The following is a 26131-nucleotide window of genomic DNA, read 5'->3' as shown; positions in this document are numbered from 1 at the left end:
CTTGCAACGGTGTGAAAAATTTCGACAGAAACTTGCGGCGAGTGTTCGCCCGCAAACGATGCAGCTTTATACCAGAACCTGCCCCGCAAACGAAAAAACGCGGCCTAAGCCGCGTTTTCCCTTGATACGTACGACTTAGTTTTTGGCTTTGTCGACGATCTTGTTGGCACCGATCCACGGCATCATGGAGCGCAGTTGCTCGCCGATGATTTCGATACCGTGAGCGGCGTTGTTACGACGCTTGGCGGTCATCGAAGGGTAGCCGGTTGCGCCTTCGCTGATGAACATTTTGGCGTATTCGCCGTCCTGAATACGTTTCAGGGCGTTGCGCATGGCCTGACGGGACTCGGCGTTGATCACTTCCGGGCCAGTCACGTACTCGCCGTATTCGGCGTTGTTGGAGATCGAATAGTTCATGTTGGCGATACCGCCTTCGTACATGAGGTCAACGATCAGCTTCAGTTCGTGCAAGCATTCGAAGTAGGCCATTTCCGGCGCATAGCCAGCTTCAACCAGGGTTTCGAAACCGGCTTTGACCAGTTCAACAGTACCGCCGCACAGAACGGCTTGTTCGCCGAACAGGTCGGTTTCAGTCTCGTCCTTGAAGGTGGTTTCGATGATGCCGGTACGACCGCCACCAACGCCGGCAGCGTAGGACAGTGCAACGTTCTTGGCGTTGCCCGAGGCGTCCTGGTAGATCGCGATCAGGTCAGGGATACCGCCGCCTTTGACGAACTCGGAACGCACGGTGTGGCCCGGTGCTTTCGGCGCGATCATGATCACGTCGAGGTCAGCGCGCGGCACAACCTGGTTGTAGTGGATCGCGAAGCCGTGAGAGAAGGCCAGGGTGGCGCCTTTCTTGATGTTCGGCTCGATTTCGTTCTTGTACAGCGCGGACTGGAACTCGTCCGGGGTCAGGATCATGACCAGGTCGGCAGCAGCAACAGCGGAAGCAACGTCAGTCACTTTCAGGCCGTGAGCTTCAGCCTTGGCAACAGTGGCCGAGCCTTTACGCAGGCCAACAGTCACGTCAACGCCGGAATCTTTCAGGTTGCAGGCTTGAGCGTGACCCTGGGAACCGTAGCCGATGATGGCGACTTTTTTGCCCTGGATGATCGACAGGTCACAATCTTTATCGTAATAAACTTTCATGAGGTTCCTCTATATATCCAGGCCGTTTAAGGCCATTCGCTAAATTTGAGTTAGATGCTGAGTACTTTGTCGCCACGAGCAATCCCGGTGACGCCACTGCGTACAGTTTCCAGAATCGAGGCCGTCCCGATCGACTGGATGAAGCTGTCCAGCTTGTCGCTTGTACCGGTCAGTTGAACGGTATAAACACTGGCGCTCACATCGACGATCTGCCCGCGATAAATGTCGGTAGTGCGCTTGATCTCGGCCCGCTGGGCCCCCGTGGCCTTGACTTTAACCAACATCAGCTCCCGCTCGATGTGGGCACTTTCCGACAAGTCGACCAGCTTGACCACTTCGATCAGCTTGTTGAGGTTTTTGGTGATCTGCTCGATCACCTCATCATGGCCAACGGTGGTCAACGTCAGGCGCGACAAGGTCGGGTCTTCGGTCGGCGCCACAGTCAGGCTTTCGATGTTGTAGTTGCGTTGCGAAAACAGGCCGACCACACGTGACAGAGCGCCCGGTTCGTTCTCCAGAAGCAGGGAGATAATGTGCCGCATGATTAGGTACGCTCCGTCTTGTTCAGCCACATATCGCGCATGGAGCCGTCTTTGATCTGCATCGGGTAGACGTGCTCGCTGGTGTCGACCTGAATATCAAGGAACACCAGGCGGTCCTTCATGGCGAACGCCTCTTCCATCATCGGCTTCAAATCCTTCAAATCGGTGATGCGCATGCCGACATGGCCATAGGCTTCAACCAATTTGACGAAGTCAGGCAGAGACTCCATGTAGGAATGGGAGTGACGGCTGCCGTAGCTCATGTCCTGCCACTGGCGAACCATGCCCAGCACGCCGTTGTTCAGGCAGACAATCTTCACCGGCAAACCATATTGCAGGCAGGTCGACAGTTCCTGGATGTTCATCTGGATACTGCCTTCGCCGGTGACGCACGCAACGTCAGTATCCGGGAAGCTCAGCTTCACACCCATGGCCGCAGGGAAACCAAAGCCCATCGTGCCCAGGCCACCGGAGTTGATCCAGCGGTTAGGCTTGTCGAACTTGTAGTACTGCGCCGCGAACATCTGGTGTTGGCCCACGTCGGAAGTCACAAAGGCATCGCCCTTGGTCACTTCGCACAGGGTTTCGATCACGGTCTGTGGCTTGATGACGCTGCCGTCGCCCTTGTCGTAAGGGAACAGGCCACGATCACCGCGCCACTCGTCGATCTGCTTCCACCAGCTGGCAACGGAGTCCTTGTTCGGGGCTTCGCCGATTTCCTTCAACGCAGCGACCATTTCGGTCAGCACGCTTTCCACAGGACCTACGATAGGCACGTCGGCCTTGATGGTCTTGGAGATGGATGCCGGGTCGATATCGATGTGGATGATCTTGGCATTCGGGCAAAACTTGCTCGCGCCATTGATCACCCGGTCATCGAACCGCGCACCGACGGCGAGGATCACGTCAGCATGGTGCATGGCCAGGTTTGCGGTGTAGCTGCCGTGCATGCCGAGCATGCCGACGAACTGACGGTCCGAACCCGGGAAAGCACCGAGCCCCATCAACGTGTTGGTAACTGGCAGGTTGAGCATCTTGGCCAGCTCGGTCAGCGGTGCAGAACCGCCGCCCAGAATCACGCCACCACCCGAGTAGAGCACCGGACGCTTGGCCGCCAACAGCATTTCTGCTGCTTTACGGATTTGCCCCGAGTGCCCGCGAACGGCCGGGCTGTAGGAACGCAGCTTGGCTTTCTTCGGGAAGATGTATTCGAATTTTTCAGCCGGGTTGGTCATGTCTTTCGGGATATCGACCACCACAGGACCCGGGCGACCGGACTGTGCGAGGTAGAACGCCTTCTTCATGACTTCCGGGATTTCCGAGGCATGCTTGATCATGAAGCTGTGTTTCACGATCGGCCGGGAGATACCGATCATGTCGGTTTCCTGAAATGCGTCGGTACCAACCATGGTGCTCGCCACCTGGCCGGAAATGATCACCATCGGGATGGAGTCCATATAAGCCGTCGCGATGCCGGTGATGGCATTGGTCGCGCCAGGGCCGGAAGTCACCAGTACTACACCGGCTTTACCGGTGGCACGGGCGTAACCGTCAGCCATATGGGTAGCAGCTTGTTCGTGACGAACCAGGATGTGGGTAACAGCCGGTTCCTTGAACAGTGCGTCGTAGACATGCAGCAGAGCACCGCCTGGGTACCCGTAGATATAGTCGACGCCTTCGTCACGCAAAAAGCGGACGAGCATCTCACCGCCAGATAAAAGCTCCACGTTGTTCACCTCTAAAACGCCAGAATACCGTCCGTTAAAAACCGACGGGTCTTAATAGGTTTACTTCTCAGCAGAGCATGAGCGACGGTGGTCGCCGACTACGTCAGCACTGACTGAGCAAGTATTGGGAGCGTCCCAAGTGTTGCGGGATTTTCCCACCCAGCGCGAGGTAACGCGTTGCGGGTGTAACAGGTCGGCGCGGGTGTGCGCCTCATGATCTGCTGAGTGGGTCTGCTTCTGGCAGTCCCTCTACAGCGGACTTTGGATTCTTCTGTTTCAGCCTCTCCAAGTCAAGCAATAATTGCGCTTTTTTCCAACTAAGCGCATGAGAACGTAGAAGAAAGCGGCTTGAGGAGGGATAAAACTCGCCTGAATGGCGCAAAGCGGTAGAAATATGCGCAAGACTGCCGGAAAAACCGGCAGCCAGGCAATTAACGAGCGTCGACGATCAGTTGATCGAACTTTTTCAGCGCAGTCCGTAGGCCAACGCTCTCGAGCGGACGATCGGCGTAAACCATCTCGGCCATTTCCAGAATCCCCGACGTATTGGGCAATGGCAGGTCCTGTTCAAGGATCTGCTTCATCCGTGTCAGGAAAATCCATTGCAGCCACTGGTGAAAGTCCAGGGTGTCAACGGAAAAGGGTTCAACGCTGCTCAAGGCTTCAGCACTGGGGGACACTTCGTCCCACCAGCCCTGCAAGCGCAGCTCGCGCTCGATCAACAACAACTGTTCGGCAATCGCCGGAAAGCGTGCATCCATCAGAGGCTTACCTTGGCTTTTTGCCGAGCCTGGGCAGCGCCTGCGGCATCGCCCTGCTTCTCACGGGCGTCACCGATCAAGCTCCACAGACTGGCCTGCAGATCAGGACGGCCATTGGCCAGGGTCAGGCCACGGCGGGCAAATTGTTCTGCTTGCGGAGCATCGCCTTGGGCCATGCGCACCTGAGCCAGGCGGTAAAGCACTTGCGGCTCGCGAGGCGCTACGCGCTGGGCGCGTTCGAGGCTCGACGATGCGCCGTTCAAGTCGCCACCCGACTGCTGCTGTTGAGCAGTAGTCAGCAACGCCAGAACCGGGCCGTCCAACTGCTCATCGGCCGACAAGCCACCGGCGCTGCTGGCGGACGGAATCCCGCTTGGCGTCGACGGCATGTTGTACGTGCCCTGATTGATTGGCGCCGTTTGAATCGGCGCAGAGTCCGCCGGGCCCGAGGTGCTCGGGCCTGGAGTCCACGGCTGAGTACTGATCGGTGCCGAGGTAGCTGCGCCGGCGCCCGGGATCATCACCACTACGCCCGAATCCTGAGGCACGGCTTGCGCCTTAGCCTGGACTGGGCGGTTGGTGACGGTTTGACGGAAGCCGCCATTGGCCGAGATCCGGTCGTTGTTGGACACCGTTGTACTGGAATCCACCACTGGAATAGAGCCACGCTCCACGCTGGCGCAACCACCGAGCAATGCCAAAACTGTAATAGCTGGAATCAACAACTTGTTCACGTGAAACCCTCTTTGCTTAATTCATCCAGCCCTTGACCCAATCCATCACCGATTCAGCGCTCGCGGGTGCACTGGCACCGCACGCTGCACCGGGTGGCGGTTCGCTGCCGCGAATATACGGCATCTGCACCGCGCCCGGACAGTTGGCATCGGAACCCTGCCCGGTATGCGGATCGATCCAGGCCTGAACGATATTGTCCGGCTGCGGCATGTTCAGCGGCAGTGGATCGGCCTTCTTCATGAAACTGGTCCACACCTGCAATGCGCCGGTGGCACCGGTGAACGGCGTCTTGCCGTTGTCGTCGCGCCCCAGCCAGACCACCGCCAGCAGGTCCTGGCTGAAACCAGCGAACCAGCTGTCCCGGGAATCGTTACTGGTACCACTCTTGCCAGCCAGTGTCAGATTGGCCGGCAACACGTTGTAGGCCGAGCGTCCGGTACCTTCACGCATAACGCGCTGCATGGCGTTCTGGATCAGGTAGATCGAAGCCGGGTCAAAGCGCTGCTGAATCTGGAACGGATAACGCTTGAGCGGTTCGCCTTCAGCCGTCAAAACGCTGCGGATCCCGCGCATCGGCGTATTGAAACCACCGTTGGCCAGAGTCTGGTACATGGTCGCGACTTCCATCGGGCTCATTGCACCCGCACCCAACAGCATCGACGGGAACGCTGGGAACTCGCGAGTGATGCCCAGCCGACCGAGTGTCTTGAGAACATTCGGCACGCCCAGCTCAAGGCCAAGACGGGAGGTCGAGATGTTGTAGGAATGCGCCAGGCCCTGGTACAGGAAAATCGTACCGTGGGAGCGACGATCAAAGTTATGCGGCGTCCACATCTGGCCATCAGCACCTTTGACCGACAACGGGTCATCGGACAGCCAACTGGTCAGCGTGTACTTGCTCGGTTTTTCCAAAGCAGTCAGATATACCGCCGGCTTGACCAGCGAGCCGATCGGCCGCACCGCGTCCAGCGCCCGGTTGAACCCGGCAAAGCTGGCCTGGCGACTGCCGATCATGGCCTGGACCTCACCGGTTTCCGGGTTGGTCACCACCATCGCCGCCTCGACGTCGTCAGAGCCTTTACGGCCTGCCAGGCGTTTGAAGGTGTCATTGACCGAAGCTTCAGCCTTCATTTGCAGGATCGGGTCGAAACTGGTGAAGATCCGCAGGCCTTCTTCGGTCAAGTCTTCGTCACGGTAGTCTTCACGCAACTGGCGTTTGACCAGGTCGATGAAGCCCGGGAAGGAGCTGTCGGCCAGCTTGCCGCGGGTAGTCACACCCAGTGGCATCTTCTTCGCGGCAGCGACTTGTTCAGGAGTGGCGACGCCTTGCTGCTCAAGTACATCAAGTACCAGGTTGCGCCGTTCGAGCGCGCGCTCCGGGTTGCGACGCGGGTTGTAGTAGGACGGCCCCTTGACCATGCCCACCAGCAGCGCCACTTGATGCAGTTTCAACTCGGACAACGGCTGGCCGAAGAAGAACTGGCTGGCCAGACCGAAACCGTGCACTGCACGCTGACCGTCCTGGCCAACGAACACTTCATTGAGGTACGCCTCAAGAATTTCCTGCTTGCTGTAATGCAGCTCCAGCAGCATCGCCATCATGGCTTCGGTCAGCTTACGGGTCAGGCTGCGTTCGTTGGTCAGGTAGAAGTTCTTGACCAATTGTTGCGTCAGCGTACTGCCGCCCTGGGTCATCTTTCCGCCGGAGGTATTGACCCACACGGCGCGAGCGATGGACTTGGGTGATACGCCCCAGTGGCTGTAGAAATCCCGGTCTTCTACGGCAATCAGGGTATCCAGCAGGTAAGGCGGCACCTGATCGATCTTGATCAGGATGCGGTCTTCCAGGTTTTTCGGATAAATCCCACCGATCATTAAGGGTTCCAGGCGCACCACAGGTAACTTCGAGCCGTTGAGCGAGGACAGCTCGGCCACATAGTCGCCAGAGAAACGCACGCGTACCGGCTGGGGTTTTTCCAGGCCTTCATAGAACTGGAAGCCGCGGGTGTTCAAATCGACGGTGTTACCGCTGACAGCAGCGGCGCCTGGGCCGTTGCTCACGGGCTCTCGGCGATAGCCCAGGGCATCGAGTTCGGTGAGGAAGTCTTCCTTGCTGAGCTTCTGGCCAGTGAACAGTTCCAGCGGGCGCGCGTATACCTTGGCCGGAATGGTCCAGCGCTTGCCGGAGAACTTCTCCTGGACCACAGCATCGAGGTAAACCGCGAAGCCGGCGATCACTACAAGCCCTACCAGGCCGAGCTTAAGCGCCCAGCCCAGCCAAGGGCGCAGGCCGCGGGAAGGAGGTTTTTTACGGGAACGGGGAGATCGGGTACGAGTCATGGCGGCGGATTATACGCACTTTATTGATGACCAACATGAGCCGGACAGCGGTTTGCACGACCGTCTGTAGCAGCCATAATGCCCGCCATGAATTTTCCCAGACTCTGAAGGATCGCCCGTGAGCCAGTCCCTGATTGCAGCCCTGCAAAACCCGGCCCTGTTTCCCCATCCGGTGGATCAGTTCCAAGTCATCGAGACCCATATTTCCTGGGTCCTGCTCACCGGGCCCTATGCTTATAAAATGAAGAAGCCGGTGAATTTCGGCTTCCTCGACTTCACCACCCTGGAAGCGCGCGGCCATTTCTGCAATGAGGAGCTGCGCCTCAACCAGCGCCTGACCGATGATTTGTATCTTGAAGTGTTGCCAATCACCGGCAGCGCCGAAGCACCGCAATTGGGTGGCGACGGGCCGGTGGTCGACTACGTGCTGAAAATGCGCCAGTTCCCGCAGAGCCAACTGCTCAGCACCTTGCAAGCCAACGGCGAATTGACCAACGCGCACATCGACGAAATGGCCAGGCAGATCGCGCACTTTCACCTGAACGCCCCGAAAGTGCCGGCCACCCACTCCGCCGGCACCCCGCACGACGTCATGGCGCCAGTGCTGCAGAACTTCGAGCAGATCCGCCCGTTCCTCAGCGACAAGGCCGACCTGGCTCAACTGGATGCCTTGCAGGCCTGGGCCGAAAGCAGCTTCGAGCGCCTCAAGCCACTGTTCGAACAACGCAAGCTCAATGGTTTCACCCGCGAATGCCACGGTGATATCCACTTGGGTAACGCCACGATGATTGATGGCCACGTGGTGATCTTCGACTGCATCGAGTTCAACGAGCCATTCCGCTTCACCGACGTATATGCCGACACCGGTTTCCTGGCGATGGACTTGGAAGACCGTGGCCTCAAAAGCCTGGCGCGACGCTTCATCAGCCAGTACCTGGAGCTGACCGGCGACTATCAAGGCCTGGAAGTGCTGAACTTCTATAAAGCCTACCGCGCCCTGGTACGCGCCAAGGTCGCGCTGTTCAGCATGCCTTCCGAGGCGGACGCCGTGCAGCGTGCTACCACCCTGCGCCAGTACCGCAACTACGCCAACCTTGCGGAAAGCTACAGCACCATCCCATCGCGCTTCTTGGCCATCACCCACGGCGTATCAGCCGTGGGTAAAAGCCATGTATCCATGCGCCTCGTAGAAGCATTGGGGGCGATTCGCCTACGTTCGGACGTGGAGCGCAAACGCCTGTTCGGCGAGCAGAAGGTCGAGAACACGCCGCAGGCCGGGATCTACGCCGCAGACGCCAGCGCCGCCACCTACGCACGCCTGAACGAGATCGCCGACACCGTACTGCGCGCCGGTTTCCCGGTGGTACTGGACGCGACCTTCCTCAAGCGTGAACAACGCGACGCTGCAGCCAAGATCGCCGAGGCCACCGGCGCACCGTTCCTGATCCTCGATTGCAATGCGCCACAGGCTGTTATTGCCGCTTGGCTGGCACAGCGTCAGGCGGACAAGAACGATCCTTCCGACGCCACCCTGAACATCATCGAAGAGCAGCAGTCCACCCGTGACCCACTCGGTGCTGAAGAGCTACTGCTGAGCAAACGCGTGGAAACCAATGAAAGCGGAACCTTGGACGCACTGGTGGCACATATTCGCCAGCGCCTGCCGGGCCTGTAAGAAATATTTCTTGGTCGTGTAGCCTTCCGGGGCTCACGGCCGAGCAATAGTGGCACTATAATGGCGTCATAATTCCAACACGGGAGTCGCCATTGTGAGCCATCCGAAGCTACTTGATACCCCGCTGTACGCGCTTCTGCATAAAGATGACATCCGCGGCTTCAACCAGGAGCGCCCGAAAGACGGCACCATCGATATGCGCGGTGGCGACTTTCGCGGCCTGGACCTGCGCGACCTGAATGCCGAAGGCGTGGATTTCACCGACGCTTATTTCCGCTCCGCCGACTTGCGTGGCCTGGATTTACGTGACAGCCCACTGGAAGGCGCGAGCCTGGCGCATGCCCAGATCTCCGGCACCTATTTCCCACCTGAGTTGAGCGCTGACGAGATACTGATGTCCGTCAATTTCGGCACGCGCTTGCGCTACCGCACACGGTAAAACCGCTGCATCGCCTCCCGGCTACGCACAAGGCGTACCGGGGGGCTTCACCCTTTCCTACGCCAAAATCCCCGCCTGCCTTAGAAGCTTTTAGGTCGTTGCCGACCAAAGAACTACGCTTTTCCTACTGAGCGCTACACTCCTTTCAGGCTTGCCTGGTCACGATACCCACCGAACCATTCGGCCGTCGCAAGGAGGCTTGATGAATGATGAGCTGCAACACCTGAAAAACCTTGGCAAGACGTCGGCGCAATGGCTGCATGCGGTGGGCATCCACAGTGCGTCCGACCTACGCCGCCTGGGGGCAGTCGACGCGTACCGTGCCGTACGCACCCGCGGTTTCAGGGCATCCAAAGTGTTGTTGTATGCCATTGAAGGCGCGCTGATGGATGTGCACTGGAATGACATTCCCGTTGAACGCAAGGAAGCTTTAAACCGTCAGCTGGACGCTCTTTCGGCACGCCAAAAGAATTGAGACGGCAACCTGCACTCACGTTTCCAGGGATTCCAAACAAATGCTTGAGGAAATTTGGAGAGGCGCAAAAACAAATGTTGACTCTCAAATGAGAATCGTTATGATTATCACAACTGGTCGCGAGATCAGCCGATAACTGAAAGACCATTGGTTCGGACTCTCAGATTATCTCCTCATCAGGCTAATCACGGTTATTTGACCCGGCTCTGCCGGGTCTTTTTTTGCCCATAAAAAGCTGCGGCGATTTTCAGCGTGCAATGATCAACGGATGGCCGCGCTCCGGATGCGGCTGCACCAACACATCCAGCCCAAATACCGCCTTCAGTGGCTCAGGCCGGAACACTTGTGCCGGTGTATCCAACGCATGGGGCCGACCATCCTCCAGCAACAGGATACGATCACAGTAGCGCGCCGCCAGGTTCAAGTCGTGAAGGATCACCAGCACCGCAGCACCCCGGTCGGCAAAGCTGCGGATCGCCTGCAAGGTCGTGTGCTGATGCAGCGGATCAAGCATTGACGTCGGCTCATCCAGCAACAAGGTCTGCCCCGCCTCACCCGGCCATAGCTGCGCCAGCACCCGCGCGAGGTGCACACGCTGACGCTCGCCGCCCGACAATGCCAGGTAACTGCGCCCGCTCAAGTGGCCGACGTCGGCAGCCTGCAAGGCAGCATTGATGATTTCATCGTCACGCACCCGGCCAGTCTGATGAGGCAAGCGCCCCATGCCCACCACTTCTTCGACGCGAAAGGCAAAGTCCAGGGTTGAGGTCTGCGGCAATACCGCAAGGCGCTGGGCACGCTGCGCTCCGCCCCAGTCTTTCAACTCACGCTCATCCAGCCACACACGGCCTTCGTCGGGCTGCAACTCACCACATAACGCACCGAGCAACGTACTTTTCCCCGCACCGTTGGGGCCCAACACGCCAAGCACTTCACCTGGCAGCAGGTCCAGGGTGACGTCCGCCAACACGGTTTTGCGCCCACGGCGGACCTGCAGGTCTTCTACTCGCAGCATCAGGCGCGCCCTCGCAACAACAGGTAGAGAAAAAACGGCGCACCGATAAACGCGGTAACAATGCCGATCGGCAATTCCGCCGGCGCCAAGGCCAGTCGCGCTACCAGATCGGCAAACAACAGCAAACTCGCCCCCGCCAGCACCGAGGCTGGCAGCAGCACCCGATGATCCGGCCCCGCCAGCAGGCGCACCAGATGCGGCACCACCAGCCCGACAAAGCCAATCATCCCCGCCGCTGCCACCGCCGCGCCTACCCCCAGTGCAGTGCAGAACACCAGTTCGCGCTTGAGGCCTTCAACATCAATGCCCAAGTGACTGGCTTCCGACTCACCCAGCAGGAGTGCATTCAGCGCCTTGGCCCGGCGCGGCAGCCACAGTGCTACGCCAGCGCTGACCAGCAGCAGCGGCCATAACCGCGAGTAGCTGGCGCCATTCAGGCTGCCCAGGTTCCAGAACGTCAGGGTGCGCAAGGTGGCGTCATCCGCCAGGTAGGTGAAAAGGCCCACCGCCGAACTGGCGAGCGCCGTCAGGGCGATCCCCGCCAGCAACATGGTCGCGACATTGGTTTGGCCGTTGCGTCGACCCAGGCGATAGACCAGCGCTGTTACCCCCAACCCCCCGAGGAAGGCACACAACGACAGCAGATAAGGCCCGAGGACGTCCGGCAAACCACCAAAAAACGAACCACCGACAATCGCAATCGCCGCGCCCAACGCCGCACCGCTGGACACCCCGACCAACCCGGGATCAGCCAAGGGGTTGCGAAACAGCCCCTGCATTGCGACGCCGGAAAGTGCCAGAACCCCGCCGACGGCCAGGCCCAGCAACGTACGCGGCAGGCGAATCTGCCCGAGGATCAACTCCGCCTGCTCCAGGCCTTGGGCCTCGATTGGCACACCCATCAAGCGTAAGGCTGCCCGCAGTGTGTCCATCAACGGCAAACTCACCGGCCCCAGGGCCAATGACAACCAGATCGCCAATACACACAGCAGACTCAAGCCGATAAACAGGGTTCGCGGTTTAACCAGAGTGGTCATGGGGCGGTATTAGCCTGAGACGGATAGAACCCGGCAGACAGCTTCACCAGGCTTTGCGGCAAGCGCGGCCCAAGCCCGCCCACCAGGAGCGTCGGGTCCAGTTCATAGACGCGTCCGCTCCTGGCCGCTGGCGTCGAAGCCAGGATCGGGTTTTCCTTGAACAACGCGGCGCGGGCCGCATCCCCGGTCAAGGCGCGATCGGCAAACACCAGCACCTCAGGATTGAGCCCCGCCAGTGACTCGACGGAAAAAGGTTTGTAACCCTTGTGGGTCGCCAGGTTATGGCCACCAGCCTGCTGCAACATCCAGTCAGCCGCCGTGTCTTTGCCGGCGATCAGCGGTTTTCCGCCGGCATGTCCCAGCAACAACAAGACGCCGGGTGCCTTTTGTGTGGATTGGGCCTTGGTCACCCAGTTCTTTTGTTGATCAAGTTGTTGTTGATAGTCGCTGAACAGCTCGGCAGCCTTCGCTTCGCTGCCCAGCAACTTGCCCAGATGCTGAAGGTTGCCTTGCAGGGTCGGCAAATCCGGCTCAGCCGAAAATAGCTCCACTTTCACACCGGCGTTGCGGATTTGCGCCAGCACCGGCGGCGGGCCCATTTCCTCGGTGCCCACCAGGATCTGCGGACGCAGGCTCAGAATGCCTTCCGCCGACAACTGCCGCTGGTAACCAATGCTCGGCAACGCCTTGAGGGATTCCGGATGCTGGCTGGTGGTATCCACGCCCACCAACTTTGACTCACCGCCCAGGGCCGTCACCCATTCCGACAACGCACCACCAGCACTGACCCAGCGTTGTGGCAGTTCAGAGGCCTGGGCCCCAGCGTTGACCAGCAGTCCGACAACGAGCGCGATAGCACTGGCACTCAGGCGCATAAAAGGGTTTCCTTCCAAGGGGTGAGCCCGCTGAAACACTCGCAATGTGACAGATCAAGGCTGCCTGACATCGTACAGAGCGCCCAGTCAGCTAACGGGCGAAGCCGGCATTTGATAATTGTTTGCATTTGCACGTCAAGCGCCGGGCTCTTCGGTAAAATCAGGATAGCCTTGCAGCCCGCCAACGACGGTACTTAAGGATCGACATGAAGTTTCTCTGCACCTCGAGCGAACTCGCACCCAACGCCAGCCTCGGTTTCGATATCGACGGCCGCAACCTGTTTGCCGTACGTCGCGAAGGCATTGCCTACTTCTATATCAACCGCTGCCCACATCGCGGGGTGCCGCTGGAATGGCAGCCGCACCAGTTTCTAGACCCCAGCGCCAGCCTGATCCAGTGCGCCACCCATGGCGCGCTGTTCCTGATCGAGAGCGGAGAGTGCGTCGCCGGGCCTTGTGCCGGCCAGAGCCTGACAGCCCTGCCCGGCCGCGAGGACGAACAGGGTCTTTGGGTAGAAATCTAACCGCCGAGCAATACTTCCAGGCGACGCTCGACGCAGATTTCCTCTGACGTCACCCTCACGCCATAGGCCAACACCTCGACGCCCGCCGCCTTGGCCTCACGCAACGCGGCCGCATAACCGGCATCAATTTCTTCGGCAGGACGCACCGCATCGATCCCCGAGAGGTTGACGCAATACAACTGCACCGCCCGCACACCCTCACGTGCCAGATGCGCCAACTCCCGCAAATGCTTGGCCCCGCGCTGGGTCACTGCATCGGGGAATGCCGCCGTCGAGGTCCCGTCAAAACCGAGGGTGACGCTTTTGACTTCGACATACGCCGGGCCCGCTGGGTAATCCAGACGGAAATCGATCCGACTGTTTTCCTGACCGTAGGCAACTTCACGCCTCAACGCGGTAAAACCATTGAGTTCCGTGATAACCCCGGCCCGCAGCGCCTCTTCCACCAACTGATTGGCCCGCGCGGTATTCACACACGCCAGGCGCCCTTGCGGGGTTTCGCTGATTTCCCAAGTACCGGGCAGCTTGCGCTTGGGGTCATTGGAGCGGCTGAACCAGACTTGACCACCTTCCAGCATGCAGTTGAACATCGAGCCGGTGTTCGGGCAGTGAATGGTCAGGAACTCGCCGGTAACGGTTTCGATATCGGCGAGAAAACGCTTGTAGCGGCGGATCAGCCGGCCTTCTTCGAGGGGAGGATTAAAGCGCATCAGCCTTGCCAACTCCGCAAGCCACGGGCAATCCGCTCGACGGCTTCCTGTAGGCGATCAAGGTTTTGCGTGTAGGCAAAACGCACATGGTGACCGGCTTGATAGCGACCGAAATCCAGGCCTGGAGTGAACGCAACATGCTCGGTTTCGAGGAAGTGTCGGCAGAAGGCGAAGGCATCGCCGCCGAATTTGCTGATATCGGCGTACAAGTAGAACGCACCTTCCGGCTCGACAGCGATGCCGAAGCCGAGCTCCCGCAGGGCTGGCAGCAGGAAGTCGCGACGACGGCCAAACTCGGCCCGGCGATCCTCAAGAATATTCAATGTTTCCGGGGTAAAGCAGGCCAGGGCCGCATGCTGTGCCATGCTCGGTGCGCTGATGTAGAGATTCTGCGCCAACTTCTCCAATTCACCCACGGCCGCCGGTGGTGCCACCAGCCAACCCAGGCGCCAGCCGGTCATTCCGAAATACTTCGAAAAACTATTTAGAACGAAAGCTTCATCGTCGACTTCCAGCACGCTGGCGGCATCGGTGCCGTAGGTCAGGCCGTGATAGATCTCATCCACCACCAAATGCCCGTTGCGCGCCTTGATGGCGCTCGACAGCCCTGCCAACTCATCGCGCGTCAGGATGGTGCCGGTAGGGTTGGCGGGCGAAGCGACCAGCGCGCCCACGCTGTCCTGATCCCAGTGACGAGCCACCAAGTCGGCGGTCAGTTGATAACGCACGTCGGGGCCGACCGGGACCAACTGCGCCGCGCCTTCCACCAGTCGCAGGAAGTGACGGTTGCACGGGTAACCGGGGTCTGCCAGCAGCCAATGCTTACCGGGGTCCACCAGCAAGCTGCTCGCCAGCAGCAGGGCACCGGAACCGCCGGGGGTAATCAGAATGCGTTCAGGATCGATGCCAAGCCCGTAACGCTGCTGGTACAAACCGCTGATAGCCTCACGCAACTCCGGCAACCCGCGGGCCGCGGTATAACGGGTCTTGCCATTGGCCAGCGCCGCCTGTCCGGCCTTGATGATCGGCTCGGCGGTGGTGAAGTCCGGCTCGCCGATTTCCAGGTGAATCACGTCGTGACCGGCGGCCTGCAATTCATTGGCCCGCGCCAGCAACGCCATGACATGGAAAGGTTCGATAGCGCGACTGCGCGCACTGTAGGGCTGAGCCATTAGCCTTCCTTAACTGTGAGGACAAACCCCGATTCTACCCAACCCGCCGCGCAAAACCTGCTCTATTGCCCGAAGACATGTAGCAAGCACGGCGAGCAACTACCTGCAAAACAGCTAAAATCAACATTCGAGACCGTACAAGCCCGCCCTGCTGGGGCCTGCGGCGGTTTGCAACCCTCAGGAGACGGTGCCTCGACAACCGGGAGTGGCGCACCCCGAATCTATCTGGTAAGTTCGCCCGCTTGCAGCCGCAGGGCCGGCAGGTGTCGGTGATGTTGCAATCCTGCGCAATGGATTAGAAGAGTGAGAGGCGGTCCATTCATGCCCACCCAAGCAAAGCAACAGAGCATCAGCGGCTTCCAACCCTACGTCGAATCGAAGGGTGAGGAATACATGGGCAAGCCCATGCGCGAACACTTCTCCAAGATCCTGAAGCAGTGGAAACAGGACTTGATGCAAGAGGTTGACCGTACCGTTGACCATATGAAGGACGAAGCGGCCAACTTCCCGGACCCGGCAGACCGTGCCAGCCAGGAAGAAGAGTTCGCCCTTGAACTGCGCGCCCGTGATCGCGAGCGCAAGCTGATCAAGAAAATCGACAAGACCCTGCAACTCATCGAAGACGAAGAGTATGGCTGGTGCGAGTCCTGCGGCGTCGAGATCGGTATTCGCCGCCTGGAAGCGCGTCCTACCGCCGACTTGTGCGTGGACTGCAAGACCTTGGCTGAAATCAAGGAAAAACAGGTCGGCAAGTAATCATCGCCGGGCTGTACAAATGGGGCGTGCGAACGCCCCATTTTTGTTTCTGGCGTTTGCTGGTTTTCCCGTAATATCCGCCCCATGACTGCCTCCTCCTATATCGGGCGTTTCGCCCCCACGCCCAGCGGACACCTGCACTTCGGTTCCCTGGTCGCCGCCCTCGCCTCCTACCTCGACGCCCGCGCCAATCAAGGCCGCTGGCTGATGCGCATGGAAGACCTCGATCCGCCACGGGAAGAGCCCGGCGCCCAGGCCGCAATCCTCAATGCCCTGGAACGTTACGGCTTCGAATGGGACGGGGAATTGGTCCGACAAAGCGAACGGCACGATGCCTACGCAGAAGTGCTCAACCGACTGTTCAATCACGGCCTGGCCTACGCCTGTACCTGCTCACGCAAGCAACTGGAACCCTACAACGGGATTTATCCGGGACTGTGCCGCAATGCCGGCCACGACCAGCAAGATGCCGCCATTCGCCTGCGGGTGCCGGAGCTGGAGTACCACTTTACCGACCGTGTACAAGGCGAATTCCGACAGCATCTGGGTCGTGATGTAGGCGACTTCGTTATCCGCCGCCGCGACGGACTTTATGCCTACCAACTGGCAGTGGTGCTCGATGACGCCTGGCAAGGTGTGACCGACATCGTGCGTGGCGCCGACCTGCTCGACTCCACGCCGCGCCAACTGTATCTGCAGGAACTGCTGGGCCTGCCCCAACCGCGTTACCTGCATGTGCCGCTGATCATCCAGCCGGACGGTAACAAGCTGGGCAAATCCTACCGTTCCCCCCCCTTGACCACAGACCAGGCCACGCCTTTGCTGTTAAGAGCACTGCGCGCCCTGGGCCAGCCAGCGGGCGACGAACTGAACCACGCCAGCCCACGGGAACTGCTGGATTGGGGCATTGCGCACTGGGATGCTCCACAGATCCCGCGCACACTCACGCTGGCCGAAGCGCAATTGCGCTGAAGGCGCTTGCAGCTTGCGAGCCATCCGTTACCATCGCCGCAGTTTTTCAATCAGAGGCCAACATGTACATCTATCGATTGGTCCTGCTTTTGGTCGTCGGGATCTACCTGTTTTCTCCTGCCATCATGGATTGGTGGATCGACGCCACAGGCGCCTGGTACCGGCCCTATCTGCTTTGGCTGATTCTGATCGTCGTGACTTTCATCCTGCAGAGCCAAAAAGATGCCGATGAGCTTTAGCCTGACCGAGATGCTGCTGATCAGCGCCGCCTACCTGGCCGCGCTGTTCGGGGTAGCCTGGATCAGTGAACGTGGAATGATTCCGCGGGCGATCATTCGCCATCCGTTGACCTACACCTTGTCCCTGGGCGTGTATGCCAGCGCCTGGGCGTTCTATGGCACGGTGGGCCTGGCCTATCAGTATGGATACGGCTTTCTTTCGAGTTATCTCGGGGTGTCCGGGGCGTTCTTGCTGGCGCCGGTGCTGTTGTATCCGATCCTGAAAATCACCCGCACCTATCAGCTGTCGTCCCTGGCCGACCTGTTTGCGTTCCGCTTCCGCAGCACCTGGGCCGGTGCGCTGACCACGATCTTCATGCTGATCGGCGTGCTGCCGTTACTGGCGTTGCAGATCCAGGCGGTGGCCGACTCCATCAGCATCCTCACCCGTGAGCCGGTGCAACACCGCGTGGCCTTGAGCTTCTGCGCGCTGATCACCCTGTTCACGATTTTCTTCGGCTCACGGCACATCGCCACCCGTGAGAAACATGAAGGGCTGGTGTTCGCGATCGCGTTTGAATCGGTGATCAAGCTGATCGCCATCGGCGGCGTCGGCCTGTATGCGCTCTACGGGGTATTCGACGGCCCGCAACAGCTGGAACTGTGGCTGCTGCAAAACCAGACCGCCCTGGCCGCGCTGCACACGCCATTGCAGGAAGGCCCATGGCGCACGCTGCTGCTGGTGTTTTTCGCCTCGGCCATCGTAATGCCGCACATGTACCACATGACCTTCACCGAAAACCTCAACCCACGTTCGCTGGTCAGCGCCAGCTGGGGCTTGCCGTTGTTCCTGCTGCTGATGAGCCTGGCGGTGCCGCTGATTCTCTGGGCGGGCCTGAAACTGGGCGCCACCACCAACCCCGAATACTTCACGCTGGGCGTCGGCATTGCCGCCAACAGCAAGTCACTGGCATTGCTGGCCTATGTCGGTGGTTTGTCAGCCTCCAGCGGGCTGATCATCGTCAGCACCCTCGCCCTGTCGGGGATGGCGCTTAATCACCTGGTGTTGCCACTCTACCAGCCACCGGCCGAAGGCAATATCTACCGCTGGCTGAAATGGACCCGCCGCGCGCTGATCGTCGCGATCATCATGGCCGGCTATGGCTTCTACCTGTTGCTGGGTGCCGAGCAGGACCTGGCCAACCTGGGCATCGTCGCCTTCGTTGCCACCTTGCAGTTCCTGCCGGGGGTGTTGTCGGTGCTGTACTGGCCGACTGCCAACCGCCGAGGCTTTATCGCCGGGCTGCTGGCCGGGATCCTGGTATGGACCGTGACCATGCTGCTGCCGCTGGTGGGCAACTTGCAGGGCTTCTACATCCCGCTGTTGAACATGATCTACGTGTTAGACGACACCAGTTGGCACATGGCGGCGATTGCCTCGCTGGCGGCCAACGTGCTGATGTTCACCCTCTTCTCGCTGTTCACCAACGCCAGCCCGGAAGAAACCAGCGCCGCCGAAGCCTGCGCTGTGGATAACGTGCGTCGCCCGCAACGCCGCGAATTGCATGCCGCCTCACCCCAGGAATTCGCCACGCAATTGGCCAAGCCATTGGGCGCCAAGGCCGCGCAAAAGGAAGTCGAGCAGGCCCTGCGCGATCTCTACCTGCCGTTCGACGAACGCCGACCTTATGCGCTGCGCCGTCTGCGGGACCGCATCGAAGCCAACCTGTCCGGCTTGATGGGCCCGAGCGTGTCCCAGGACATGGTCGAGACCTTCCTGCCGTACAAGGCCGGCGGCGAAAACTACGTGACCGAAGACATCCACTTCATCGAGAGCCGGCTGGAGGATTACCACTCGCGCCTCACTGGCCTTGCCGCCGAACTCGATGCCTTGCGCCGCTATCACCGCCAGACGCTGCAGGAGTTACCGATGGGCGTCTGCTCCCTGGCCAAGGATCAAGAGATCCTGATGTGGAACAAGGCCATGGAAGAACTCACCGGCATCGCCGCCCAACGCGTGGTGGGCTCACGCCTGAATACCATCGGCGACCCGTGGAAAGAATTGCTCCAGGGCTTCATCAACCTGCCCGACGAACACTTGCATAAACAGCACCTGGCGCTGGACGGCCAGACCCGCTGGCTCAACCTGCACAAGGCCGCCATCGATGAGCCACTGGCGCCCGGCAACAGCGGCCTGGTGCTGCTGGTAGAAGACCTGACCGAAACCCAAATGCTCGAAGACAAGCTGGTGCACTCTGAGCGACTGGCCAGCATCGGGCGCCTGGCCGCCGGTGTGGCCCATGAAATCGGCAATCCGATCACCGGTATCGCCTGTCTTGCGCAAAACCTGCGGGAAGAGCGCGAAGAAGACGGCGAAATCATCGAGATCAGCGGGCAGATTCTGGAGCAGACCAAGCGTGTTTCGCGCATTGTGCAGTCCCTGATGAGCTTTGCCCACGCAGGCGCTCACCAGAATCACGACGAGGCCGTGTGCCTGGCTGAAGTGGCCCAGGATGCCATTGGGCTGCTGGCCTTGAACCGGCGCAATTTCGAAGTACAGTTCTTTAACCTGTGCGATCCGGAACACTGGGTCGACGGCGATTCACAACGCCTGGCCCAAGTGCTGATCAACCTGTTGTCCAACGCCCGTGATGCATCGCCGGCCGGCAGTGCAGTACGGGTCAAGAGCGAGGCTTTCGAGCACACGGTCGACCTGATCGTGGAGGACGAAGGCAGCGGCATTCCACAGAACATCATGGATCGATTGTTCGAACCCTTCTTCACCACCAAGGATCCGGGTGAAGGTACCGGTCTGGGCCTTGCACTGGTCTATTCCATCGTTGAAGAGCATTATGGACAAATCACCATCGACAGCCCGGCTGACACCGAAAGCCAACGCGGCACCCGTATTCGGGTGACCTTGCCGCGTCATGTCGAAGCGACGTCCGCTGTGAACTGAGACCGTCGAGAGAGTTGAATCAATGCCGCACATTTTGATCGTCGAAGACGAAACCATTATCCGCTCTGCCTTGCGTCGCCTGCTTGAACGTAATCAGTACCAGGTCAGCGAAGCCGGCTCGGTGCAGGAAGCCCAAGAGCGTTTCAGTATTCCCACGTTCGACCTGATCGTCAGTGACCTGCGTTTGCCCGGCGCCCCTGGCACCGAGCTGATCAAGCTCGGCCAAGGCACGCCGGTGCTGATCATGACCAGCTACGCCAGCCTGCGCTCGGCAGTGGACTCGATGAAGATGGGCGCGGTGGACTACATCGCCAAGCCTTTCGACCACGACGAAATGCTCCAGGCCGTGGCCCGCATCCTGCGTGACCGCCAATCCGCCAGCAGCACACCGGCTGAACGCCCGACAGCGGGCAAGGCCGTCAACGGTGCTGAAAAGCCCGGCGTGGATAACAGTAATGGCGAAATCGGCATTATCGGCTCCTGCCCACCGATGCAGGACCTGTACAGCAAGATCCGCAAAGTGGCGCCCACTGACTCCAATGTATTGATTCAGGGCGAATCCGGCACCGGTAAAGAACTGGTGGCCCGCGCCCTGCACAACCTGTCCAAGCGCGCCAAGGCACCGATGATCTCGGTGAACTGCGCGGCGATCCCCGAATCCCTGATCGAATCCGAATTGTTCGGCCATGAAAAAGGCGCCTTTACCGGCGCCAGCGCTGGCCGGGCGGGTTTGGTTGAAGCTGCCGACGGTGGCACGCTGTTCCTCGACGAGATTGGCGAACTGCCACTGGAAGCTCAGGCACGCTTGCTGCGGGTCCTCCAGGAAGGCGAAATCCGCCGCGTCGGCTCGGTACAGTCGCAAAAGGTCGACGTACGACTGATCGCGGCCACGCACCGTGACCTGAAAAGCCTGGCCAAAATTGGCCAGTTCCGTGAAGACCTTTATTACCGCCTGCACGTGATCGCACTCAAACTGCCGGCTTTGCGTGAGCGTGGCGCCGACGTCAACGAGATCGCTACGGCCTTCCTGGCCCGCCAAAGTGCACGAATCAACCGTACCGACCTGAAGTTTGCCGCCGATGCCGAGCAGGCAATCCGTCACTATTCCTGGCCGGGTAACGTGCGGGAGTTGGAGAACGCGGTAGAGCGCGCGGTGATTCTGTCTGAGAGCCCGGAGATTTCCGCCGAGCTGCTGGGGATCGATATCGAGCTCAGCGACCTGGACGATGACGACTTCATAGGCCTGCCGCCTCAGCAGGGTGGCAGTAACAACAGCCATGAGCCGACGGAAGATTTGTCACTGGAGGATTACTTCCAGCACTTCGTCCTCGAGCACCAGGACCATATGACCGAGACCGAACTGGCGCGCAAACTGGGCGTCAGCCGTAAATGCCTGTGGGAACGGCGCCAGCGCCTGGGTATCCCGCGGCGCAAGACCGGGGTTGCCAGCGAAAGCTGAGTGGGTGGCCCCACAGGTAACACCTTCAGATGTGAAAAAACTGTTACCGCTGATTTTTCACGTAACAAAAGCCGGGGCTTACGGTAACGAAGCCCCGGCTTTTTTTCGCCTTCAAGAAACCCGAAAGCGCTCCGACCCCCTTATTTTGCTGGGCCTCGCAAAAGTTGGCACGCACCCTGCTATATGCTTAGTACAAAAACAATAACAAGCAAATGTACAAGACAATAAAAATAAGACGAATCGACTCACGCATAACAAAAACAACACGGCGGAGGCGCAGCTAACTGATTCTTTTGGAGAGGCGTTGCATTTGGGGCTTGCCCCGCAACCAGGCCGAGAACAACAAAAACTGCCCTAAGGCAGAGCCTGAACTGGTTGGATCGTAGATCAGCAACACAGCGACCAAAGCAATCCGTTTGCTCTTGGCTCCCGATTGGGAGTGTCATGAAGGTGAAGCTTCATGGCGAGGGCGATCAACAAAAACAAGAAGCCCGAAACCAATAATAAAAATAGAGCACGCAACTACTTCTGGGGGAGCTTCGGCTCCCCTTGTAGTTTCCGCGATTTGGCACCTGCCACCCTTCTTTTAAGCTTCTGGCTCAAGCCTTGCCGCTAGTTCCTACACCATCCCCTGACTAAATGCTAGAATCCCGGCCCATCATGCGGTCATTCTTCGTTATGGCCGAACATTCCTTCAAACAGTGCATCCCATGCTGAAGAAGTTGTTCCAGTCATTCCGTTCTCCCTTGCGTCGTACGCAACACATCCGCAGCACGCCTGAAGTGCTTAACAGCAACCAGCATTCGTTGCAGCGTGCCCAGTTCAGCCGTTATGCGGTGAACATCGTCGAACGCCTGCAGAACGCCGGCTACCAGGCTTACCTCGTTGGCGGTTGCGTGCGCGACATGTTGCTCAACATCACTCCCAAGGATTTCGACGTCGCCACCAGTGCCACGCCGGAACAAGTGCGTGCCGAATTCCGCAATGCGCGGATCATCGGTCGGCGCTTCAAGTTGGTGCATATCCACTTTGGTCGCGAGATCATCGAGGTCGCGACCTTCCGCGCCAACCACCCGCAAAACGATGAAGAAGAAGACACCAACCAGTCTTCCCGCAATGAAAGCGGACGCATCCTGCGGGACAACGTCTACGGCACTCTGGAAGAAGACGCGCAACGCCGCGACTTCACCATCAATGCCTTGTATTACGACCCGGTCAGCGAGCGCATTCTCGATTACGCCAACGGCGTGCACGACATTCGCAACAACCTGCTGCGCCTGATCGGCGACCCGACGCAACGCTACCAGGAAGACCCGGTGCGCATGCTGCGGGCCGTGCGTTTCGCGGCCAAGCTGAACTTCGGGATCGAGAAGCACACGGCGGCACCGATTCGCGACCTGGCGCCGATGCTGCGGGAAATCCCGTCGGCACGCCTGTTCGAAGAGGTGCTCAAGTTGTTCCTCTCCGGCTATGCCGCCGACACCTTCGAAATGCTGGTTGACCTGCAGTTGTTCGACCCATTGTTCCCGGCCAGCGCCGAGGCACTGGAGTACAACCCGACCTACACCCACACGCTGATCAGCGAAGCCTTGATCAACACCGACCTGCGCATCAAGCAGAACAAACCGGTCACCCCGGCGTTCCTCTTTGCCGCCCTGTTGTGGCCCGCGCTTCCGAAACGCGTCATGCGCCTGCAAGACCGTGGCATGCCGGCAATTCCAGCCATGCAGGAAGCTGCTCACGAGCTGATCGCCGAGCAATGCCAGCGCATCGCCATCCCGAAACGCTTCACCATGCCGATCCGTGAGATCTGGGACATGCAGGAGCGCCTGCCACGCCGCAGCGGCAAACGTGCCGACCTGTTGCTGGACAACCCGCGCTTCCGTGCCGGCTATGACTTCCTGCTGCTGCGTGAAAGCGCCGGCGAACAGACCGACGGCCTTGGCGAGTGGTGGACCGACTACCAGGACGCCAACGACAGCCAGCGCCGCGAGATGATCAAAGAGCTCAGCAGCAAAGGCGAAGCCACCGGCGATGGCCCGAAAAAACGTCGCCGCAGCAGTGGCAGCAAGCGCAAACGTAGCGCTGGCGACGCTTCGAGTGCGTCTGGCGAGTAAGCACGTGGAACGTATCTACATCGGCATGGGCAGCAACCTGGCGGCCCCTGAACAACAATTGCGCCATGCCGTCGAGGCCTTGGCGCAGTTGCCGAACACCACGCTGGCGGGCGTCTCCGCTTTCTATCAAAGTGATTCCCTGCTCCCGGGCCAACCGCGCTACACCAATGCGGTGGCGGCCCTGGACAGCGAACTTGCGCCCCTGCAACTGCTTGATGCCCTGCAAACCATCGAGAATGACCAGGGCCGCGAGCGCCTCGAGCGCTGGGGCCCGCGCACCCTGGACCTGGACATCCTGGTATTTGGTGACCGGTTGATCGACGAGCCGCGCCTGAAGGTGCCGCACTATCAGATGCATCTGCGGGCATTCGTGCTTTACCCATTGGCAGAACTGGCCCCCGCCAGCCTGCAACTCGCCGATGGCCGCCAGCTCAGCGACCTGTTGGACGCCTGCCCGTTTGTCGGCCTGGAACGCCTGGCGCCTGCTGAATCGCATCAGTAACAGCGGTAACACCCCGGCCGTAACAATGCGGTAACACATCCAATTGACTTCCAGAGTCCTCCTCACGACTATAGGCGTCCCGCTGCCGCCTACCCGGCGCTAAAGGGCGCAATCCAGGCCTTATAAGCACTGATCCTTAAGAAAGTGCGCCTGTATAAACGAAGACTCACGCGCGTTACTCGCTGTTTCCAAGCGCCTGAATGAGGACCCTTTTCATGCCAAACGTTACCCTGAGCACCTTGCAGAGCCTCAAACTCAAAGGTGAAAAGATCACCATGCTGACCTGCTACGACGCCACTTTTGCCCAGGCCAGCTGCCAGGCAGGGGTTGAAGTGTTGTTGGTGGGGGACTCCCTGGGCATGGTTCTACAAGGGAATGACAGCACCCTGCCGGTCACCAACGACGAAATCGCTTACCACACAGCCTGCGTCAAACGCGGGAACGAAGGCGCCTTCATCATCGCCGACCTGCCCTTCATGGCCGACGCCACCATCGAACAGACCCTGACCAACAGCGCTCAACTGATGCGTGCCGGTGCGCACATGGTCAAGGTTGAAGGTGCTGCCTGGCTCGCGGAGTCGATTCGCTTGCTGGCCGAACGCGGCGTGCCGGTTTGCGCGCACATGGGCCTGACGCCCCAGTCGGTGAATATCCTCGGCGGCTACAAGGTACAGGGCCGCGGCGAAGCCCAGGCGCGCCAGATGCGGGCCGATGCCATCGCCCTGGAGCAGGCCGGTGCATGCATGATTCTGTTGGAATGCGTACCAAGCGAGTTGGCAGCGGAAATCACCCAGGCCGTCAAAATCCCGGTGATTGGTATCGGCGCAGGTTCCGGCACCGACGGCCAGGTATTGGTGCTGCACGACATGCTGGGCCTGTCTCTGACCGGTCGCGTACCCAAGTTCGTGAAGAACTTCATGGCTGGCCAGGACAGCATTCAATCGGCCCTCGCCGCCTACGTCAGCGAAGTCAAAGCCGTTACCTTCCCCGGCGCTGAACACGGATTCTCTGCATGAACACCGTCAAAACCGTGCGCGAACTGCGCGCCGCCGTCGCCCATGCCCGCAGCGCGGGTAAACGCATCGGCTTCGTGCCCACCATGGGCAACCTGCACAGCGGCCATGCCACGCTGGTCACCAAGGCTGCGCAACAAGCGGACTTCGTCGTCGCGAGCATTTTCGTCAACCCGCTGCAATTTGGCGCCGGCGAAGACTTGGACAAATACCCACGCACCCTGGCGGCTGACCAGGAGAAGCTGCTGCAAGCCCGTTGCAACCTGCTGTTCGCCCCGACCGTCGACGAGATGTACCCCGACGGCATGGCCGGCCAGACACGGGTCAGCGTGCCACAACTGTCCGAAGGCCTGTGCGGCGCCAGCCGTCCCGGGCATTTTGAAGGCGTGGCCACGGTGGTCAGCAAGCTGTTCAATATGGTCCAGCCAGACCTGGCGATCTTTGGCCAGAAGGACTACCAGCAACTGGCAGTCATTCGCGCCATGGTCCATGACCTGAACATGCCGATCCAGATTATCGGCGAGCCGACCGTTCGCGCCGACGATGGCCTCGCGCTGTCGTCGCGCAATGGTTATCTCACCGAAGAGCAGCGCGCCATCGCGCCGGTGCTGTACCGCAGCCTCAGCCAGATTGCCGCCGCCATTGAAGCGGGCGACCGCGATTTCGCCAACCTGCGTGCCGCACAGGTCCAGCAAATTGAAGCGGCCGGCTTTCGCATGGATTACCTGGAGGTCCGCCAGGGCCTGCACCTGCGCCCGGCCACCGCTGAAGACAAGGATCTGGTGATTCTGGTCGCCGCCTACCTGGGCGCCACCCGGCTGATCGACAACCTGCATTTGCACCTGAACTGACCCCGCCGCACGCCCCGCCTGTTGCACTGCCTGATCGGCCGGTATAAAAAAGTACCGGCCACAGCGCAGACAAAGCCAAGACAGATCGACACGCTAGGTTTAATG

General features: G+C 59.8%; 24 protein-coding genes. 13 read left to right on the top strand and 11 right to left on the bottom strand.

Annotation, left to right across the window (positions count from 1 at the left end; translation table 11 throughout):
• Positions 1-135: 135 nt before the first annotated feature.
• The 6 genes from ilvC to mrcB form a co-directional block, all read right to left on the bottom strand.
• A complete protein-coding gene (gene ilvC / locus JFU58_RS13980) occupies positions 136-1152 on the bottom strand; it encodes a ketol-acid reductoisomerase (protein ID WP_003212125.1) in 1017 nt (338 codons plus the stop codon).
• Between the two features lie 50 nt (positions 1153-1202).
• Positions 1203-1694 carry an acetolactate synthase small subunit gene (ilvN, locus tag JFU58_RS13975; protein WP_003176102.1) on the bottom strand — a complete coding sequence of 164 codons (492 nt, stop codon included), beginning with the start codon at positions 1692-1694 and terminating at the stop codon, positions 1203-1205.
• 2 nt (positions 1695-1696) lie between these two features.
• A complete protein-coding gene (locus tag JFU58_RS13970) occupies positions 1697-3421 on the bottom strand; it encodes an acetolactate synthase 3 large subunit (protein ID WP_003212127.1) in 1725 nt (574 codons plus the stop codon).
• A gap of 431 nt (positions 3422-3852) precedes the next feature.
• The gene (locus tag JFU58_RS13965) at positions 3853-4182 is read right to left on the bottom strand and encodes a YqcC family protein (protein ID WP_201140945.1); all 330 of its coding nucleotides are present in this window, start codon (positions 4180-4182) and stop codon (positions 3853-3855) included.
• Positions 4182-4916, bottom strand: a complete 735-nt coding sequence (locus JFU58_RS13960; protein WP_177025807.1) for a hypothetical protein — start codon at positions 4914-4916, stop codon at positions 4182-4184. Before JFU58_RS13960 ends, JFU58_RS13965 begins: the two co-directional genes overlap by 1 nt.
• Before the next feature lie 16 nt (positions 4917-4932).
• Positions 4933-7257: a penicillin-binding protein 1B gene (gene mrcB, locus JFU58_RS13955; RefSeq protein WP_093201957.1), complete on the bottom strand. Its 2325-nt coding sequence runs from the start codon at positions 7255-7257 to the stop codon at positions 4933-4935.
• 118 nt (positions 7258-7375) lie between these two features.
• Here mrcB and JFU58_RS13950 point away from each other — a divergent pair, with 118 nt between their 5' ends.
• The 3 genes from JFU58_RS13950 to JFU58_RS13940 all read left to right on the top strand — a co-directional run bounded on the left by JFU58_RS13950 (position 7376) and on the right by JFU58_RS13940 (position 9846).
• Positions 7376-8932, top strand: a complete 1557-nt coding sequence (locus tag JFU58_RS13950) for an AAA family ATPase (RefSeq protein ID WP_201140943.1) — start codon at positions 7376-7378, stop codon at positions 8930-8932.
• A 94-nt stretch (positions 8933-9026) separates the two neighbouring features.
• Positions 9027-9371: a pentapeptide repeat-containing protein gene (locus JFU58_RS13945; RefSeq protein ID WP_017478588.1), complete on the top strand. Its 345-nt coding sequence runs from the start codon at positions 9027-9029 to the stop codon at positions 9369-9371.
• Positions 9372-9573: 202 nt separating this feature from the next.
• Positions 9574-9846: a TfoX/Sxy family protein gene (locus tag JFU58_RS13940; RefSeq protein WP_010174414.1), complete on the top strand. Its 273-nt coding sequence runs from the start codon at positions 9574-9576 to the stop codon at positions 9844-9846.
• Between the two features lie 247 nt (positions 9847-10093).
• Here the strand turns inward: JFU58_RS13940 and JFU58_RS13935 are convergent, their stop codons facing one another.
• Genes JFU58_RS13935 through JFU58_RS13925 form a run of 3 tightly spaced genes read right to left on the bottom strand, consistent with a single transcriptional unit; the run spans position 10094 to position 12773 of the window.
• Positions 10094-10861, bottom strand: coding sequence for a heme ABC transporter ATP-binding protein (locus JFU58_RS13935; RefSeq protein WP_063033195.1), 768 nt, complete (start codon positions 10859-10861; stop codon positions 10094-10096).
• The gene (locus tag JFU58_RS13930; RefSeq protein ID WP_063033196.1) at positions 10861-11898 is read right to left on the bottom strand and encodes a FecCD family ABC transporter permease; all 1038 of its coding nucleotides are present in this window, start codon (positions 11896-11898) and stop codon (positions 10861-10863) included. Before JFU58_RS13930 ends, JFU58_RS13935 begins: the two co-directional genes overlap by 1 nt.
• Positions 11895-12773, bottom strand: a complete 879-nt coding sequence (locus JFU58_RS13925) for a heme/hemin ABC transporter substrate-binding protein (protein ID WP_201140942.1) — start codon at positions 12771-12773, stop codon at positions 11895-11897. The genes JFU58_RS13930 and JFU58_RS13925 overlap by 4 nt, the downstream gene beginning before the upstream one ends.
• A 206-nt stretch (positions 12774-12979) precedes the next feature.
• Here JFU58_RS13925 and JFU58_RS13920 point away from each other — a divergent pair, with 206 nt between their 5' ends.
• Positions 12980-13297 (top strand): Rieske (2Fe-2S) protein, encoded by a 318-nt coding sequence (locus JFU58_RS13920; protein ID WP_201140941.1) that lies wholly within the window; start codon positions 12980-12982, stop codon positions 13295-13297.
• Here JFU58_RS13920 and sfsA read toward each other — a convergent pair.
• Both sfsA and JFU58_RS13910 read right to left on the bottom strand, forming a co-directional pair.
• Positions 13294-14007, bottom strand: coding sequence for a DNA/RNA nuclease SfsA (gene sfsA / locus JFU58_RS13915; RefSeq protein WP_201140940.1), 714 nt, complete (start codon positions 14005-14007; stop codon positions 13294-13296). The two genes, JFU58_RS13920 and sfsA, sit on opposite strands and share 4 nt — an antisense overlap.
• Positions 14007-15179, bottom strand: a complete 1173-nt coding sequence (locus tag JFU58_RS13910) for a pyridoxal phosphate-dependent aminotransferase (RefSeq protein ID WP_201140939.1) — start codon at positions 15177-15179, stop codon at positions 14007-14009. The genes sfsA and JFU58_RS13910 overlap by 1 nt, the downstream gene beginning before the upstream one ends.
• 321 nt (positions 15180-15500) lie before the next feature.
• On the opposite strand from JFU58_RS13910, the gene dksA reads away from it, so the two are divergent.
• The 9 genes from dksA (at position 15501) to panC (ending at position 26026) form a co-directional block, all read left to right on the top strand.
• Positions 15501-15935: an RNA polymerase-binding protein DksA gene (dksA, locus tag JFU58_RS13905; protein ID WP_010174401.1), complete on the top strand. Its 435-nt coding sequence runs from the start codon at positions 15501-15503 to the stop codon at positions 15933-15935.
• Positions 15936-16019: 84 nt separating this feature from the next.
• Positions 16020-16907, top strand: a complete 888-nt coding sequence (gluQRS, locus tag JFU58_RS13900; RefSeq protein ID WP_017478581.1) for a tRNA glutamyl-Q(34) synthetase GluQRS — start codon at positions 16020-16022, stop codon at positions 16905-16907.
• A gap of 62 nt (positions 16908-16969) precedes the next feature.
• Entirely contained in the window at positions 16970-17146 is a 177-nt protein-coding gene (locus tag JFU58_RS13895) for a hypothetical protein (RefSeq protein ID WP_003176118.1), read from the top strand.
• The gene (locus tag JFU58_RS13890) at positions 17130-20084 is read left to right on the top strand and encodes a sensor histidine kinase (protein WP_167410169.1); all 2955 of its coding nucleotides are present in this window, start codon (positions 17130-17132) and stop codon (positions 20082-20084) included. Before JFU58_RS13895 ends, JFU58_RS13890 begins: the two co-directional genes overlap by 17 nt.
• 22 nt (positions 20085-20106) lie before the next feature.
• Positions 20107-21543 (top strand): sigma-54-dependent transcriptional regulator, encoded by a 1437-nt coding sequence (locus tag JFU58_RS13885; protein ID WP_177025802.1) that lies wholly within the window; start codon positions 20107-20109, stop codon positions 21541-21543.
• A 710-nt stretch (positions 21544-22253) separates the two neighbouring features.
• On the top strand, positions 22254-23660 hold the full coding sequence (locus JFU58_RS13880; RefSeq protein ID WP_017478579.1) for a polynucleotide adenylyltransferase PcnB: 1407 nt from the start codon (positions 22254-22256) through the stop codon (positions 23658-23660).
• A gap of 4 nt (positions 23661-23664) precedes the next feature.
• Entirely contained in the window at positions 23665-24162 is a 498-nt protein-coding gene (gene folK / locus JFU58_RS13875) for a 2-amino-4-hydroxy-6-hydroxymethyldihydropteridine diphosphokinase (protein ID WP_063033204.1), read from the top strand.
• A gap of 215 nt (positions 24163-24377) precedes the next feature.
• Positions 24378-25178 (top strand): 3-methyl-2-oxobutanoate hydroxymethyltransferase, encoded by an 801-nt coding sequence (panB, locus tag JFU58_RS13870; protein ID WP_201140938.1) that lies wholly within the window; start codon positions 24378-24380, stop codon positions 25176-25178.
• Positions 25175-26026, top strand: a complete 852-nt coding sequence (gene panC / locus JFU58_RS13865) for a pantoate--beta-alanine ligase (RefSeq protein ID WP_201140937.1) — start codon at positions 25175-25177, stop codon at positions 26024-26026. The genes panB and panC overlap by 4 nt, the downstream gene beginning before the upstream one ends.
• Positions 26027-26131 lie beyond the last annotated feature (105 nt).

The sequence above is a fragment of the Pseudomonas sp. TH34 genome, assembly GCF_016650865.1.
Lineage (GTDB): Bacteria > Pseudomonadota > Gammaproteobacteria > Pseudomonadales > Pseudomonadaceae > Aquipseudomonas > Aquipseudomonas yamanorum.
Note: the sequence above shows the minus strand (reverse complement) of the source record. Positions and strands in the feature narration are given on the sequence as shown.

What these genes read in the sequence shown, in the direction of transcription:
- JFU58_RS13895 (WP_003176118.1), top strand. Translation starts at nt 16,970, where the DNA reads ATGTACATCTATCGATTGGTCCTGCTTTTGGTCGTCGGGATCTACCTG.
- JFU58_RS13925 (WP_201140942.1), bottom strand. Translation starts at nt 12,773, where the DNA reads ATGCGCCTGAGTGCCAGTGCTATCGCGCTCGTTGTCGGACTGCTGGTC.
- sfsA (WP_201140940.1), bottom strand. Translation starts at nt 14,007, where the DNA reads ATGCGCTTTAATCCTCCCCTCGAAGAAGGCCGGCTGATCCGCCGCTAC.
- panC (WP_201140937.1), top strand. Translation starts at nt 25,175, where the DNA reads ATGAACACCGTCAAAACCGTGCGCGAACTGCGCGCCGCCGTCGCCCAT.
- JFU58_RS13920 (WP_201140941.1), top strand. Translation starts at nt 12,980, where the DNA reads ATGAAGTTTCTCTGCACCTCGAGCGAACTCGCACCCAACGCCAGCCTC.
- JFU58_RS13935 (WP_063033195.1), bottom strand. Translation starts at nt 10,861, where the DNA reads ATGCTGCGAGTAGAAGACCTGCAGGTCCGCCGTGGGCGCAAAACCGTG.
- JFU58_RS13890 (WP_167410169.1), top strand. Translation starts at nt 17,130, where the DNA reads ATGCCGATGAGCTTTAGCCTGACCGAGATGCTGCTGATCAGCGCCGCC.
- ilvN (WP_003176102.1), bottom strand. Translation starts at nt 1,694, where the DNA reads ATGCGGCACATTATCTCCCTGCTTCTGGAGAACGAACCGGGCGCTCTG.
- JFU58_RS13880 (WP_017478579.1), top strand. Translation starts at nt 22,254, where the DNA reads ATGCTGAAGAAGTTGTTCCAGTCATTCCGTTCTCCCTTGCGTCGTACG.
- gluQRS (WP_017478581.1), top strand. Translation starts at nt 16,020, where the DNA reads ATGACTGCCTCCTCCTATATCGGGCGTTTCGCCCCCACGCCCAGCGGA.
- JFU58_RS13940 (WP_010174414.1), top strand. Translation starts at nt 9,574, where the DNA reads ATGAATGATGAGCTGCAACACCTGAAAAACCTTGGCAAGACGTCGGCG.
- dksA (WP_010174401.1), top strand. Translation starts at nt 15,501, where the DNA reads ATGCCCACCCAAGCAAAGCAACAGAGCATCAGCGGCTTCCAACCCTAC.
- JFU58_RS13930 (WP_063033196.1), bottom strand. Translation starts at nt 11,898, where the DNA reads ATGACCACTCTGGTTAAACCGCGAACCCTGTTTATCGGCTTGAGTCTG.
- JFU58_RS13885 (WP_177025802.1), top strand. Translation starts at nt 20,107, where the DNA reads ATGCCGCACATTTTGATCGTCGAAGACGAAACCATTATCCGCTCTGCC.
- mrcB (WP_093201957.1), bottom strand. Translation starts at nt 7,257, where the DNA reads ATGACTCGTACCCGATCTCCCCGTTCCCGTAAAAAACCTCCTTCCCGC.
- ilvC (WP_003212125.1), bottom strand. Translation starts at nt 1,152, where the DNA reads ATGAAAGTTTATTACGATAAAGATTGTGACCTGTCGATCATCCAGGGC.
- JFU58_RS13965 (WP_201140945.1), bottom strand. Translation starts at nt 4,182, where the DNA reads ATGGATGCACGCTTTCCGGCGATTGCCGAACAGTTGTTGTTGATCGAG.
- JFU58_RS13910 (WP_201140939.1), bottom strand. Translation starts at nt 15,179, where the DNA reads ATGGCTCAGCCCTACAGTGCGCGCAGTCGCGCTATCGAACCTTTCCAT.
- panB (WP_201140938.1), top strand. Translation starts at nt 24,378, where the DNA reads ATGCCAAACGTTACCCTGAGCACCTTGCAGAGCCTCAAACTCAAAGGT.